The following is a 14,244-nucleotide window of genomic DNA, read 5'->3' as shown; positions in this document are numbered from 1 at the left end:
TTCCCGTTTCCTGATTTAGTTCATTTGCTTTTGTTTGCGAATAGTCTGAAATTTGATGCAAATCAAGGGCAAGTGTTAGGATGCGGATTTTCGTTTTCAATCATTCACTGTAATAGATTTTATAAATTAAAAATTAATATTCAATTCATAAAACCATTGTACTTTTGATTTATCAAAAAAATAACAATTTAAAACTTTAAAATTATGTCATTAGTAGGAAAATTATTCCCAAATGTTGCGATCGACGCGATGAGCGAGATGGGAGACAATCTTAAAATCAACGTTTTTGAAGAAGCCGTAAACAACCAGCAAAAAGTTCTTTTGTTCTGGTATCCAAAGGATTTCACTTTTGTTTGCCCCACCGAATTGCATGCATTTCAGGAAGCTTTGCCGGAGTTTGAGAAGAGAAATACCATTGTCGTAGGTGCATCTTGCGACACGCCCGAAGTTCATTTTGCTTGGCTGAGCACCCCAAAAGACAACGGCGGCATCGAAGGGGTAACCTATCCAATCCTTGCCGACACGCACAGACAATTGGCCAACATCCTTGGAATCGTGGATCAGGACTTAGATTATGACGAGCAAGGAAACGAAGTTTACACAGGTTCCAACGTGGCTTACCGAGCCACTTACCTCATCGATGAAAGCGGAAAGATCTTCCACGAATCGGTAAATGATATGCCGCTGGGCAGAAATGTGAAAGAATATCTTCGCCTGATCGATGCCTATTCTCACGTGCAAAAATATGGCGAGGTTTGCCCCGCCAACTGGGAAGAAGGCCAAGAAGCGATGAGCGCCAGCAGAACGGGAGTAGCAGAATACCTCAGCAAGCATTAATATTTTTAATCAAACCATTGAACAGTTTAACAGTTAACTAAATAATTGTTACACTGTTAAACTGTTACATTGATAATTTATAAATTATGTACAAAGAACTCACGGAAGACAACTTACAAAAGATCGTAAGCGAGAACGATAAGGTGATGGTTCAGTATGGCGCCACGTGGTGCGGAAACTGCAGAATCATGAAACCCAAATTCAAAAAACTGGCGGCGGAGAACGATCAAATCCCTTTCTACTATGTGGATGCGGAAAAATTCCCTGAAAGCAGAAAACTCGCGAAGGTGGACAACTTACCGACTTTTGCGGTTTTTGAAGGTGGCATATTGAAAAATCAGATTCAGACCAATCAAGCAGAAGTTTTGAACACACTTTTTAGCGAAATCAAATAATCCGAATTGATATGAAATTACCCATCATAAGACAGTTTTATCAAACCCAAACGCCCGAAAATCTGGAAGCGGCTTTGGAAGTTTTGGAAAGTTTTTCCGAATTCCGAAATGTCTCTGAGGAAGATCTGAACGTGGCCGGAGAAATGATAACCAACATTTGCGGTGCCTTGGAGGTTCATGCCAATGTCAAAAACAGAATGAGCGAAAAAGACGCGCTCAACGCCTTTGCCAAAAAGGTCATGGGATCCATCGATAAATAAATTGAAAAATGGGCTAATGCCCGTTGATATTTGGGCATTATTTCATTATCGAACCAGGGTTAAGAAATATCAATTTTTTTTTATCCATTTGCAAGTTGAAGAAAGTTTCGAACCGGCAAAGATTTTCGAGAAAGTTCTTATGACTATTTTCGCAACCGACTATTCAAAATTTTTAAAATGATCCGAAACATCATCTTCGACTTCGGAGGCGTTCTGATGGACTGGGATCCGCGGTATTTTTTCAAAAATTACTTCCACGACGACGAAAAAATGGAATGGTTTCTGAAAAACATCGCCACCGATGAATGGAATGCAGAACAAGACCTCGGACGCAGCCTCCGGGAAGGCACCGAAATCCTTATAAAACAGCATCCCGATTGGGAAAAAGAAATCCGCGCTTATTATGACAATTGGCCGATAATGCTGCGAAGCGATATTCCCAAAAATGTAGAAATCCTTAGAAGACTGAAAGGCAAATTCCAACTTTTTGGACTCACCAATTGGTCTGAAGAAACGTTTCCAATTGCTTTGGAAAACTATGATTTCTTTGAACTTTTTGAGGGCAAAATCGTGGTTTCGGGAAAAGAAAAGCTCATCAAACCGGATAAAGCAATTTTCGAAGTATTAATCCACCGTTACGATCTGAAACCGGAAGAATCGCTTTTTATCGATGATAATATAAAGAATGTAGAAACCGCCAAATCTCTGGGATTTCAAGTGGTTCACATTCAGCCTGAGACGGATTTGGAGGACGAGTTGAGAAAGTTAAACCTCAATTTTTAAGAATCATCACGCTTCTTTTATGGTGTTGGAAGCCATATTGTTCATAGAGTTTTCTTGCTCTTTCATTATGATTTTCGATTTCCAGAAGCACCGCTTTGAATTGATTTTCAACCGAATAGCGCTTCACAAATTCCAATACCTTTTTCCCCAATGATTTTCCCTGAAACTCGGGCTTGATATACAATTCGTCCAGAAAAAGAATTTCGCCGCCAAATTCGAAGCTGAATGTTCGCAGCAGAATCGTATAACCGGCGATGGAGCCTTCCGAAATAATTTTGAAACAGGCGCCATATTTCTCCTCACTCATAAATTTCCGAAAATTAGACGCCGTCAATTTCGCATCAAAAGGGTAAAGATCTATGGCATAGAAATCCTGCATCATTTGAGACAACTGTGGAATATCGGAAAAGGTTGCTCTTAAAATGTCGTGGTTCATCAGATGATGAATTTTTTATTGGCCAATTCTTTCCTTACCCGACTCAGGCTTTCCGGCGTGATGCCGAGGTAAGAGGCCACCATCCATTGCGGGACTCTCAGCATCAGATTGGGATATTTTTTCAGGAAATCCAAATAGCGTTCTTCTGCCGTGGTGCTGATCAGGGCATTCACTCGGTTTTGCAGATTTTTGATATGATTGAACATCAATCTTTGATTTTTCTCGGCTACGTGCGGATAGACCTTGGCCAGATTATCGAAGAAGCCGTCTTTGGTCACGATGATGGTGCTATCCTCGATGGCTTCTATGTAAAACCGCGATTTCTCATTGAGCAACTGACTGGTGGTATCGGAAATAATCCAGTTTTCGGGCGCAAATTGAATGACGTGTTCTTTCCCGGCTTTGTCTATGGAATACATTCTCAGTAAGCCTTTTTCGACGAAAAAAGTGGAGTCGGAAACCTCGCCCTCTCTCAGGAGGATCTCATTTTTCTTCACTTCTTCCACTTCGTAGAAGGAGGAACAGACCTCCAGGCCGTCGACGGGTACTCCCAGTGTTTTTGAAAGATGATTTCGGAAATTTTGATATTGCATCGATGCGCCTTAGATTGGAAAAAAAACGGATTAATTAAATTTTGTCGAGATCAATACTTTGGTGGGATGCATTATAAACTGCTTTTCCTTGCTCCAGCACGATCAGTTGCGGACTTTGATGCGTGACGCCAAAGCGGTCTTCTATTTGGTTGGAAATATCGCGGTGCGCCAGCAAATCCAAAAAATAATAGGCCAGATCCTTGTCGGAATTTTGCATTTGTTTTTCAAAAGACTTCAAAACCGTTTTGCTGATAAAGCAACGGGTTGAATGTTTGAAAATCAAGACTTTTTGCTGAAAAGAATGTTCTACGGCTGCGTCGAGATCGCTCTCGGTTTCGATTTTTTTCCAAAGGCTTTGGCTCTGTTTCTGCTCTTCCTTTTTTCCGAATAGTTGATCTAGAAGTCCCATTGAATTTAATTTGAGTAAAAATAACACTTTCCGGCCAGAAAAGAAAATGTTTTTATTAGTGATGATGAAAAAGATGTCCGATGAGTGCAAGAGCAATTCCCACGATTACGAGTACGATCTTCTGCCAATCCATCTTGTGATTCTTGTTGCTTTCGAAAATAATGACACTTGAGATATGAAGAAAAATCCCGCCTACAACAGCTAAGAAATAAACTTTCAAATTTTCATTAAAATATTTTCCGAGCAGCATTCCCAAAGGCGACGCCAAGGCAAAAACCAAAACTATGATCCAAAATTTGGTAGAAAAACTTTTGCTGTGCGAGAGAAAGCTTCCCAAAACAAAAGAAATCGGAATATTGTGAAACAAAATCCCCAACAGATAAGGGGAAAGCGAATCTTTCTCGTGCGACAGGGGAATCCCCTCGATAAAAGCATGAATAAACAATCCGGCAATCAAGGCCACAGGCAAAATCGAATGGTCATCGGAATGCTGGTGAAGATGGCCGTGTTCAAAGCCTTTGGTGAGATTTTCAAGAAACATCTGGATCAAAACGCCCAGGATTACAAAAATCCCGATCCAAGATCCGCCGGTTTCGTAAACTTCGGGAAACACCTCATTAAGACAGATCGTGATAAAAAAACCTGCACTCAGTATCAAAAGATTCTTGGCAAACTGCTGCTTGCTCCCGAAATATTTCCCGAGAAAAACACCGATGAGAACGCTTAGTATGAGCAGAGTGATGATCATTTAGCCAGCTTGTTTCTTATTTCTTTTTGAACCAATTGATGCATCTCGGAGAAGACTTTTCATCGAAATCGTTCAGTTCATAGTCGCCCCATCTTTGGACGAGTTCAAAACCGAATTCGTCTGCATACTGCACTATTTTTTCCGGCCTTGTCAGTTTTACTTTTTCGAAAAAATGATAATTCTTTCCCTGATCCTGAAAGTCGATTTCCTTCAAAATGTATTCATCTTCGACATGCTTTTTGATATGGAAGACGATATTTTGTTTTTCCGTAACAGTCGTCTCGATGAGGTTCTTTTTTACATATTCAGCATTCAAAAAATCGAGGACGAAGCAACCCTTGTCCTTCAGAACATTTGCCACCGAGCGGAACACGCTTTTGTCTTCGGCTTCGGTTTCAAAATAACCAAAACTCGTAAATAGGTTGAAAACTGCATCTGCAGGATCGCTTTCGATGGGTTGCCGCATATCGTGAACCCGGAATTTCAACGATTCGTTCTCAAATTGCTTATCAAAACTGATGTTGTGTGCGGAAAGATCCAGACCCAAGACCTCAAAACCAAGTTTGTTGAGGTAGATTGCGTGCCGGCCTCGTCCGCAAGCGAGATCGATAATCTTGGCGTTTTCGGAAAGTTGCAAATTATCGGTCAAAAGATTGAGAAAATCTTCCGCTTCTTTATAATCTCTGTCGCTGTACAAAATATGATAATATGGCGTATCAAACCATTCTTCGAACCATTGCATCGTGCAAAAATAGTGTTTTTTGGTGGATTGTTGATGGTTGATCGGTGATGGTTTTTATAACTTGTTATCATTTTCATTGCCCATAAACCGACAAGCCAAACTAAATTCCATATTTTTGCGGAATGGACACAGAAAATTTGCAGATACAGATCAAAACTTTTTTCGGGCTGGAGGAGATTTTGGCGGAGGAAGTCAGAAAATTAGGCGGCCGGAATGTGGAAGTCAAGAACCGCGCGATCAATTGTGAGGGCGATCTTGGTTTTCTCTACAAGATCAACTATTCCTGCAGAACGGCGCTGAAAATCATCGTTCCCGTGATGACTTTCAAAGCTTGGGACGAGAATAAGTTTTATGACAAGATTTTTGCTTTTCCTTGGGACGAGTATATGACTGTGGATCAAAGTTTTGCGATTGACACGACGATCAATTCCGAAAGATTCACGCATTCCCAATTTATGATGCTGAAGATGAAAGATGCTATTGCCGACTACTTTGTGCTGAAATACAGAAAGCGCCCCAACGTGGACAGCAAAAATCCACAGATCAAATTCCACCTTCATATCGACAGAGAATTGGTAACGATTTCGCTGGACAGCTCCGGCGATGCGCTTTTCAAACGGGGTTACAGGAGAGAGCAAACGGTGGCGCCCATCAACGAAGTGCTCGCCAGCGGAATGTTGCAATTGGCAGGCTGGGACGGGAAAGGGAATTTTCTGGATCCAATGTGCGGCTCGGGAACCCTGCTGATAGAAGCGGCAATGATTGCGATAGATCTTCCCGCACAGACTTTCAGGAAAGGGTTTGCATTCCAAAACTGGAAGAATTACGATGCCGAATTATTTTCGACAATCAAAGAAGTGCGGCTAAACCGCGTACGAGAATTCAGCGGAAAAATCGTTGGTTATGATGTGGACGAGCAAGCGTTGGAAGCAGCAAGAGCCAATATTGCCGCGGCCGAAATGGAGGATATCATCACGGTACAGCATAAAAATTTCTTCGAATCGGAGAAAGATTTGTTTCCGCTTCTGATGGTTTTCAATCCGCCTTACGACGAGAGAATTTCCATTAACGAGGATGATTTTTATAAGAAAATCGGTGATACCTTCAAGCAACATTATCCCAACACATTGGCTTGGCTGATCTCTGCCGACCTCGATGCGCCTAAGAAAATCGGCCTCCGACCGTCCAGAAAAATCAAACTGTACAACGGAAAATTGGAGACGAGATTCCTACAATATGAGATGTACGACGGTTCGAAAAAAGGGAAACACAGGAATACAGCCGGAGAATAAAACTGCGGTTTTGCGGCGGAGCGCAGGCTACTGATAAAGGAAGAATGGGATTAGAAGGATGATTATCAGTAGGTAAAAATCAGGATATCGCCGGGTGGAATGTTGTAAATGGCTTCTCTTGTGGATATGGTTTTAATTTTTCCCGTAGCGTTATCGATCATCGAGACGCCAGCTTCCACCTGATAATTGAAAGGCATTGGTCTGAAGATATCTTTGTTCTGGACGATCACAAATTTGCGGTTTCCGGCGGACATAAAAGAAACCAGCGCCTTTCTCTCATAAGTTTTGAATATTCTGAATTTCTTGGGCAAAAAATTCATTCTTTTGGTACCGAGGGGGATGCTGTCTCCGACATGAAAAACGGAGTCTACTTTGGATTTGGTAAAAATCCAAGAAAGCTTCTTTATTTGTTCATTAACCACTTTAACAATATTGTATGTAGGAGTTGGTTTCCCAGCAGAATCAACGATAGCGTAGCTGTAGTTATTTAATTTCCAATACTCGTCATTGACGCCCCAATATGTATAATATTGCAACCCTTTGGCACCATACAACAAGTTACTGAATTGTTGCAATTTTAAACCCCCAACAGTCGGTTTACGGTAGTTAAAGTGGATTACAGAGCACGCAAAGGCCCAAAAAGGTAAATTGTTTTGCAAAGAAACTTGTTTTATAATTTCCAAATTTTGGTAGAAATTAAATCTGATTTTGTTATCCACCAATGCGTAATGATCGAACGAAATAACGTTTGCATTTACTTTAGCAGCATACATTTTTACATATTCGTTGTAATTAGGAGCTTTTAATTGATCTGGAGTAGCATAATTGGGAAGCAAATTAATGTACGTCACATGATTTTTATCCAAAAGCCGAATTTTTTTTACAATACTGTTCAATGCCGAGAATCTGTCAGTATTGGGCTCATCTTCAATGTAATAACCAAGAAGAGAAGGATGATCTTTCACTTGATTTACAAATTTTTCAGGTGATTCTTTCAAACCCGAGACTGAGAATATAAGTTTGACACCATATTTTTGGCAAAGAATCAAAGCATTCTTTACTTCGGCCATGTTTGAATACATTTGAAGATTCACATTGAAACCGGCATTTTTTAGATTTGCATAATGACTACCGGAATTGTAGTCCCCTGGAATTCCCTGAAATGCGATGATAGGAAGGTTCTTCTGAGAATATACAAATTGTGAAGCTAAAAATATTAAAGCACTAAAAAATCTTATCATTTTCGTCAGTAATTTCCTTGAGCAAAAGTCGGCGATAATTGATCTTTTTCGGAAAGAATCACATCGGCGGGGGGCAATTTCCAATCAATATGGAGATCGGGATCGTTCCAAAGCACGCTACCTTCCGACGCTTTGTTGTAGTAGTTATCGCATTTATACGAAAATACGGCCGTCTCGCTCAAGACGGAGAATCCGTGTCCGAAACCTCTGGGAACGTACAATTGCAGTTTGTTCTCTTCCGTGAGTTCTACGCCAAACCACCGACCAAAAGAAGGTGAATCTTTTCGCAAATCTACAGCGACATCGAAAACCTTGCCTTGCAAGCAGGACACCAGCTTGGCCTGCGCGTGCTCTCCCTTCTGCAGATGGATGCCACGCAAGACGCCATAGCAGGATTTCGAAATATTATCTTGGACGAAATGACCGTTGGCGCCGGTCAATTCCTCAAATTTTTCCTCGTTGAATTTTTCGTAGAAATATCCTCTTTCGTCTTCGAAAATTGTAGGTTCGATGATATAGCAGTCTTTGAGCGGTGTTTCTTTGATTTTCATCGTGATAGGTTCCTATGGATTTAAAACTATGAATTTGATAAGACTCAGGAAAATTGAACTAAAAAAGTACACCTGCGGCTAATGGCTCTTTCTTTCAATTTGAACAACGGTTTATTGCTTTTTTGGAAGGTGCTAATTGCTATTCATAGTAAGAACCACCTGTATCGTCCGCAATATAATTTCCAGATCCAATTGGGGTGAGTAGTTTTTAATATAGTAGAGATCGTATTCCAATTTTTTGAGGTTGTCTTCCGGGGTTGCTTTCGGGAGATTGACTTGGGCCCAGCCGGTTACGCCAGGTTTTACTACGTGCCTCAGGTCATAATATGCATTTTCTGCATTACAGATTTCTACGAACTCGGGTCTTTCCGGACGCGGACCTATAAGGCTCATGTCTCCTTTAAGGATATTATAGAGTTGCGGGAGTTCATCGATTTTGGACATCCGGAGGAATTTTCCAAAAGGGGTGATTCGGTCGTCATTGCAGGTGGTATAGCCGCCGCTATGGTCGGATTTCATAGTTCGGATTTTGTAGATCTTGAATCTTTTGGAGTTCATACCCACCCGTTCCTGCACGAAGAAAACTCTTCCCGAGGAAGAAATAAAAGTGAGGAAACAGCCCAATGCGATCAAAGGCAAAGCCACGGGCAAAATAGCCAATGCCAATAAGACATCAACTACCCTTTTTGTGGACAATCCTGAGCGGTGTTTCAATCCGATGGAAAAAATATCATCTGCAAGATATTCGTTCGAATTGAGCTTTACCAGAGGTATTCTTCTGTTGACTATTTCATAAAACTCGTGCGCATCATAAACGCTAACGCCATTAAGTCTCGCATCGATAATATCGTTGGTTAAGTTTTCAGGCAAGTGATTTAGATTTGAGGTTTCAATTACAATAGTTTTGATATTCAAACGGTTTACATATTCCAAAATACTTTTATCGTTTTTTTCGGAATTATATCTAATCACTTTAAAAGATCTTTTGAGTCTATGCCCTCGAAAAAGCTTGAGCGATATATCGCTTACATTGATAAACAGGCATCGCTGGCGTGGATTAGATGGTTTCAAATAAGTTTTTACTTTCATAAAACTTTTATTACGGCTTCTCTAATCCTTTTATTTTAACCTTTTTCATCAGTTTAGTTTTTGCAAATATATTAAATATAAACATTGATACAAACCGGCCTTTTTTAAACATCTTAAAAATTTTGTTAATTTTAAATGATGTTTTATAAAGTATATACTTCGTAGTATGCCTCTATCATCTTTTCGGTAGTAAGATCTTTATAAAAGATTTCTAGAGATTTTTTAGAAAAACTTTTATAGATCTCATTGTTATTTAATATATATTTTATCCTATCTGCAAAAATATTATCGTCATTATGAAGTACAAATCCATTATAACCATTACGTACAATTTCCGAAATACCTCCGACATCTGATGATACCACGGGTTTTCCATAACTTAGGGCATCAATAATAACAATTGGTACACCTTCATAATTAGTAGGAAGTACAAAAATATCTGCGATTTGTATATATTTTTTTGCATTTGGCACGCTTCCTATGCAAAAAAGATTAGTTGGTAAATTATCATATTTTTCGTCTACTCCAATCCACACAAAAGCATATTCAGGTAGTTTTCTGGCAATCTCAACGTAACTTTCAAAACGTTTTTGTGGCGAAAGCCTTGCGATACACATTACTGTTTTTTTGTAATTTTCTAATCCCGCGATATGTAAGTTATTTTCTAGTTCAGGAATTTCTACGCCGTTATGGATAACATAGAGATTATTTGCAATTCCTTCTTTAATCATATTTTGCCGATCATAACTGCTTGCAACAACAATAGCCTTACATCTATTTTTCATTAATCTTTCGACGGGAAGAAATTTCTTATATGATAATCGTATAGAATCAAAGCCGTGGACAGAATAGACTGTTTTATGTTTAGGAAAAACTAGTCTGCCTAAAACGCCAGCTTTAGATGAATGAAGATGTATAACGTCGGGATTAAGCGTTTTATATAGTTTTCTGAGTTTGAATGCGGCTTTGATATCTTTTAAAAGTGAAATTGGGCGTACTATTTCTGGTATTTTTACTTTCCGCACATTGCGATCCAGAGCATCCCACATAGGTCCGTCTTCTCCTGCCGCAACCGTGACTTGATGATCTTTAGACATAGCGTTTGCTAAAGTTATTACGACTGACTGTGCACCACCCAGATCGGAACGTGTTATTACATGTAAAATTTTCATTTGTGTTTTTTTATCAGTTAAATTTTATAATTTGTTTATACCTTGAAAATAGATATTCTTTTAATATAAAAAAACGGTACAGTAATTTGAAATATAATGTATTGTTATTTTTAGGAAGATCACTTTGTTTTTCCACAAAAAGGGGACTCGTAGCAGATACATTATTATCATGTCTTCTGTAAAGCACTGTTGGTATATTTAGCAACTCAACCTTACCCTTATTATTAGAGATAAGACCGATCCACAAATCATGAGGAACATTTTCAGGAATTGGTAAAATATCTTTCAAAAGATCCCTGCGAAACGCCATACAACAGCCTAAATATCCTGGTTTATAGATGTTTCTCCAAAAGCCGGTTTTTATTTTTTCTAATTTAAATTTTGAAGGAATAATAGTGTTAAGCGATTCATCAACAATTGTACAGTCCGAGAGCACCAAATCTGCTTTTTGAAGGGCTGCTGTTTGTTGCTGTACTTTATTTGGTAACCATACATCATCCTGATCGGCAAGAAAAATAATATCGCCCTTTGATTTATTTAATGCATTTTCAAAATTTTTCGCAGTATATCCAAAATTAAATTTTTGATGCTTTTTTTTGTGGTGGTATAATATGATTCGAGAGTCGCTGTAGCTGTTTATAATATTTACAGTGTCGTCTGTAGATCCATCATCTGATATAATGACTTCATCATCTGGTGACAGTTGATTTAAAATAGAATCAAGTTGTTCCTTGATATGTTTTTCACCATTATAGGTGGTCATGCAGACAGAAATCATATATTTCTAATTATTGTATATTTTAACTTATACCAATAAAATGTCAGTAAATTACCATAGCCAAGTTCTTTTAAGAATGTGTGTTGCTTCAATTGATTTTTTATGGTGGTGGAAAAATGTTTTATCTTCTGTATAAAATAGTTGTAATTGGTATTTTGTGCTCCTACTTCATTTTTAGCATGTTGGCGGTATAAGATAGTTGGCTTTGCAATGAATGAAATCTTTCCTTGCTGGGCAACTCTCAGAGCCACCCAGTAGTCGTGCATTGGAGCGTCAAAAGGTGTTGGGATGGCTATTTTCTTTGCTTTGTTGTTTATCATCATTGCACAGCCTGTAACACCATTACAAACCCCCAACCACTTGAATTTGGTCAAATAATTTTGCTTTAGTCTGGCATATTTCCAAAATGAAGCACTAATTTCTTGCAAGTTACTGTCGGTAACAATTAAATCCGTATGAACTAAAAGTGGCAATTCGGGATAATACGATTCTAAGTCTTTCATGGCATTTAATGTAATTTCTATTTTGCCCGGTAGCCAAAAATCATCCTGATCGCAAAACATATAATAATTGGCTTCGACTTCTTCTAAAATCCACATAAAGCTCTGAGAAGCACCCTTATTTTTGCTTTGATCCTTAAGGAAGTGAATATTTGTATAATTAGATGTATAATAATCAATGATAGCTGGAGTTCCGTCCGTTGAGCCATCGTCTCTTATATATAAATCCCAGTTTTTGTATGATTGAGCCAATAAGGAATCAATTTGAACTTTTAAAAATCTTGCGCCGTTGTACGTTGAAAGTAATATGGCGACGTTTATCATGAGGTCAATATATATTTGTTATAATAAATATCCAAAAGTAATAAAACTAGTGCTAAGAACCACACTGTCGTTTTGCCAACCCATCTAAATCTAGTGGGAAATATAAATATTAACGACGGGAAAAGCATTATTTCAACAACTCCAAAAAGTTCTTGGATTCTGAAAGCAAACACAGGAACATCCGAAAGAAACAAGAAGGTAAATAGTGATACGGAATATACCTTCATCAAATAATAGAAAGCAGAAAACTGTTTGCTTATTTCCTTCCGGAATAAGATCAAGGTATAAAAAACAAGTATTCTTAAAAGAAATAACGCATTAAACACATTAATCTCGGAATCTTTTAAAAATCCAGATTCGGTTGCTTCCTTATAAGTTTCTATTTTATCCTGAAAAAACGGTAGTGGTACGGCTATATTGAGATACGAATTTGAAAAATAAATAACATATCCTAGAGGTATTAACAGAATAAAGGATAACATATTTCTTTTCGAATTACTAAAGAATATAATTAACAGTGCGATAGTACTGGTCTGGTGAAAGAAGATTGCAATTCCCATAAACAAGAGAAACAAATAATAGTTCTTTTTTATGAGATAATTGATTGCTATTAAAATAAAGCCCGTAGCAACGCCAATTCTAATTTGTGTCATCTCATGCAGCACAAAGTAGTGGCTGAAATAGATTAATAGCGAACCATAAAAGAGGGGGCTTAATTTTTTTATTCCTATAACCTTCGTACTAACTCCCAGCGTTGCATACGTCAGTAATAAATAAGTAAAATCAAGATTGAGGTAGGATTTGATTATTTTTTTTATCAAGATGAAAGAATACTCCAAATCATCTCTCATATTTATAGTGCGCCAATTGTCATAATAAACATAATAATCACTATCGACATTTTTGCCTCGCAAGCCCGCAACCAAGATTAATATTATTACAAGGAAGACGGTAACTACATTATTGATGGTTTTATTTTTAGGCGGAACGATATAAAATATCGATATCAGTGCAAATATGAAAAAAAGTAAAATTACCATTGATTGTTAAATTATGCTAATCAAAAACACAGTGGTGTAAATTAATCAGCGATGGATAGACTGAAATTCATCTTGCAGCTTCTTACAGTGAATTTTAAGTGCTTATTTTAGTATCGTTAAGATTTTTAGGTTTTATTTTTCTAAAAAGAATGTACAATTTTTTTAATATTTTTTGGGATGTTATGGAAAGCAAAAATAAAAAAAAGATATTACAGTCTGTCTGCGTGTAAAATCGATTGAAGTATTTTCTCCAAACGCGATAATTATAAGCCCCGGCCATCCTAAAATGGATCATATTCGAATAACTGAAAAGCTGTGATTGCACATTATGTTTTTTTACTATTTTAGAAATATCCTTTGTATTATATTTTTGAGGGAGATTGGTGAGGGTATTTTCCAAATCCTTAAAAAACACTTCAAAAACATTGGCAGACCAATAGCTTTTTTTATTTACATTACCACAGATCAAACTTTCGTTGAGCCAAAAAAATTTGCTTTGATTGTCATCAAAGCTGACAAAAATCAGAGCCAACTGGGGAAAATTTTTGAATTTATTCAAATTAAAATTCTCAAATTTTATTTTGTTTTTCTTGTAAATCGTCGTACCGGACATTGTCAGATGCCAAGCAAGATCATTAAAAATAGTATCGGCTTTAGATATAAGGCCTGATGGTATATCTATACGTCGATTCTGCTCTTTAAATGATATAAAATCAGGAGAATGTCTATGAATAATAGATAATATTTTTTTTATACTTCCTTTTTTAATAATCATAGAATCGCCAAGATACCATACATACTCTGCGTTTGGCATCTTGAGAGTGGCAATGCAGTTTTTGTCGTGGCCTAGACGAGGTTCATTTTTGCTATAAAAAATTCTTGAATATCTTTTCCGAATATTCTCGACCATCACTTTTGTTTCATCATTGGGACTATCATCCGATATATAGATCGGTATATCAAATTCAATTATTTCATCCAGAATATAATTAAGATTATACTGTAGAATCTCTCTCCTATTATATGTTGGAATAACTATAGATAAAATATCCAT

18 protein-coding genes are annotated in these 14,244 nt (G+C 37.7%); 5 read left to right on the top strand and 13 right to left on the bottom strand.

Annotated features, from left to right (window positions below):
- Positions 1-204 precede the first annotated feature (204 nt).
- The 4 genes from DTW91_RS10665 (at position 205) to DTW91_RS10650 (ending at position 2,275) form a co-directional block, all read left to right on the top strand.
- Entirely contained in the window at positions 205-837 is a 633-nt protein-coding gene (locus tag DTW91_RS10665) for a peroxiredoxin (RefSeq protein ID WP_125203367.1), read from the top strand.
- An 86-nt stretch (positions 838-923) separates the two neighbouring features.
- Positions 924-1,232, top strand: coding sequence for a thioredoxin family protein (locus DTW91_RS10660; protein WP_125203366.1), 309 nt, complete (start codon positions 924-926; stop codon positions 1,230-1,232).
- A gap of 11 nt (positions 1,233-1,243) precedes the next feature.
- Positions 1,244-1,492 carry a DUF6952 family protein gene (locus tag DTW91_RS10655; protein ID WP_125203365.1) on the top strand — a complete coding sequence of 83 codons (249 nt, stop codon included), beginning with the start codon at positions 1,244-1,246 and terminating at the stop codon, positions 1,490-1,492.
- 177 nt (positions 1,493-1,669) lie between these two features.
- Positions 1,670-2,275 carry an HAD family hydrolase gene (locus DTW91_RS10650; protein ID WP_125203364.1) on the top strand — a complete coding sequence of 202 codons (606 nt, stop codon included), beginning with the start codon at positions 1,670-1,672 and terminating at the stop codon, positions 2,273-2,275.
- Here the strand turns inward: DTW91_RS10650 and DTW91_RS10645 are convergent.
- The 5 genes from DTW91_RS10645 to DTW91_RS10625 are packed head-to-tail and all read right to left on the bottom strand — an operon-like array spanning position 2,265 to position 5,203.
- Positions 2,265-2,711, bottom strand: coding sequence for a GNAT family N-acetyltransferase (locus DTW91_RS10645; protein WP_125203363.1), 447 nt, complete (start codon positions 2,709-2,711; stop codon positions 2,265-2,267). The genes DTW91_RS10650 and DTW91_RS10645 overlap by 11 nt on opposite strands.
- Positions 2,711-3,304, bottom strand: a complete 594-nt coding sequence (locus DTW91_RS10640; protein ID WP_125203362.1) for a Crp/Fnr family transcriptional regulator — start codon at positions 3,302-3,304, stop codon at positions 2,711-2,713. The genes DTW91_RS10645 and DTW91_RS10640 overlap by 1 nt, the downstream gene beginning before the upstream one ends.
- Positions 3,305-3,338: 34 nt before the next feature.
- Entirely contained in the window at positions 3,339-3,713 is a 375-nt protein-coding gene (gene ytxJ, locus DTW91_RS10635; protein WP_125203361.1) for a bacillithiol system redox-active protein YtxJ, read from the bottom strand.
- 55 nt (positions 3,714-3,768) lie between these two features.
- Positions 3,769-4,461 carry a ZIP family metal transporter gene (locus DTW91_RS10630; protein WP_125203360.1) on the bottom strand — a complete coding sequence of 231 codons (693 nt, stop codon included), beginning with the start codon at positions 4,459-4,461 and terminating at the stop codon, positions 3,769-3,771.
- A 16-nt stretch (positions 4,462-4,477) separates the two neighbouring features.
- Entirely contained in the window at positions 4,478-5,203 is a 726-nt protein-coding gene (locus DTW91_RS10625) for an SAM-dependent methyltransferase (RefSeq protein WP_125203359.1), read from the bottom strand.
- A gap of 122 nt (positions 5,204-5,325) precedes the next feature.
- On the opposite strand from DTW91_RS10625, the gene DTW91_RS10620 reads away from it, so the two are divergent.
- On the top strand, positions 5,326-6,495 hold the full coding sequence (locus tag DTW91_RS10620; protein ID WP_125203358.1) for a class I SAM-dependent RNA methyltransferase: 1,170 nt from the start codon (positions 5,326-5,328) through the stop codon (positions 6,493-6,495).
- Between the two features lie 65 nt (positions 6,496-6,560).
- Here the strand turns inward: DTW91_RS10620 and DTW91_RS10615 are convergent, their stop codons facing one another.
- The 8 genes from DTW91_RS10615 to DTW91_RS10580 all read right to left on the bottom strand — a co-directional run bounded on the left by DTW91_RS10615 (position 6,561) and on the right by DTW91_RS10580 (position 14,244).
- Positions 6,561-7,736 carry a hypothetical protein gene (locus DTW91_RS10615; RefSeq protein ID WP_125203357.1) on the bottom strand — a complete coding sequence of 392 codons (1,176 nt, stop codon included), beginning with the start codon at positions 7,734-7,736 and terminating at the stop codon, positions 6,561-6,563.
- Positions 7,737-7,741: 5 nt separating this feature from the next.
- Entirely contained in the window at positions 7,742-8,287 is a 546-nt protein-coding gene (rfbC, locus tag DTW91_RS10610) for a dTDP-4-dehydrorhamnose 3,5-epimerase (protein WP_125203356.1), read from the bottom strand.
- A 132-nt stretch (positions 8,288-8,419) separates the two neighbouring features.
- The gene (locus tag DTW91_RS10605) at positions 8,420-9,259 is read right to left on the bottom strand and encodes a sugar transferase (RefSeq protein WP_228412707.1); all 840 of its coding nucleotides are present in this window, start codon (positions 9,257-9,259) and stop codon (positions 8,420-8,422) included.
- 260 nt (positions 9,260-9,519) lie between these two features.
- Positions 9,520-10,548 (bottom strand): glycosyltransferase, encoded by a 1,029-nt coding sequence (locus DTW91_RS10600; RefSeq protein ID WP_125203354.1) that lies wholly within the window; start codon positions 10,546-10,548, stop codon positions 9,520-9,522.
- A 13-nt stretch (positions 10,549-10,561) separates the two neighbouring features.
- Complete coding sequence (locus tag DTW91_RS10595; protein ID WP_125203353.1) at positions 10,562-11,326, bottom strand: glycosyltransferase family 2 protein; 765 nt, start codon at positions 11,324-11,326, stop codon at positions 10,562-10,564.
- Complete coding sequence (locus DTW91_RS10590) at positions 11,323-12,150, bottom strand: glycosyltransferase family 2 protein (protein ID WP_125203352.1); 828 nt, start codon at positions 12,148-12,150, stop codon at positions 11,323-11,325. Before DTW91_RS10590 ends, DTW91_RS10595 begins: the two co-directional genes overlap by 4 nt.
- Positions 12,147-13,190 carry an EpsG family protein gene (locus DTW91_RS13075; RefSeq protein WP_125203351.1) on the bottom strand — a complete coding sequence of 348 codons (1,044 nt, stop codon included), beginning with the start codon at positions 13,188-13,190 and terminating at the stop codon, positions 12,147-12,149. Before DTW91_RS13075 ends, DTW91_RS10590 begins: the two co-directional genes overlap by 4 nt.
- Before the next feature lie 94 nt (positions 13,191-13,284).
- A complete protein-coding gene (locus DTW91_RS10580) occupies positions 13,285-14,244 on the bottom strand; it encodes a glycosyltransferase family 2 protein (protein WP_125203350.1) in 960 nt (319 codons plus the stop codon).

It is taken from the genome of Chryseobacterium sp. SC28 (assembly GCF_003932955.1).
Taxonomy (GTDB): Bacteria; Bacteroidota; Bacteroidia; order Flavobacteriales; family Weeksellaceae; genus Epilithonimonas.
This window is presented reverse-complemented; position numbering and strand designations above follow the sequence as displayed.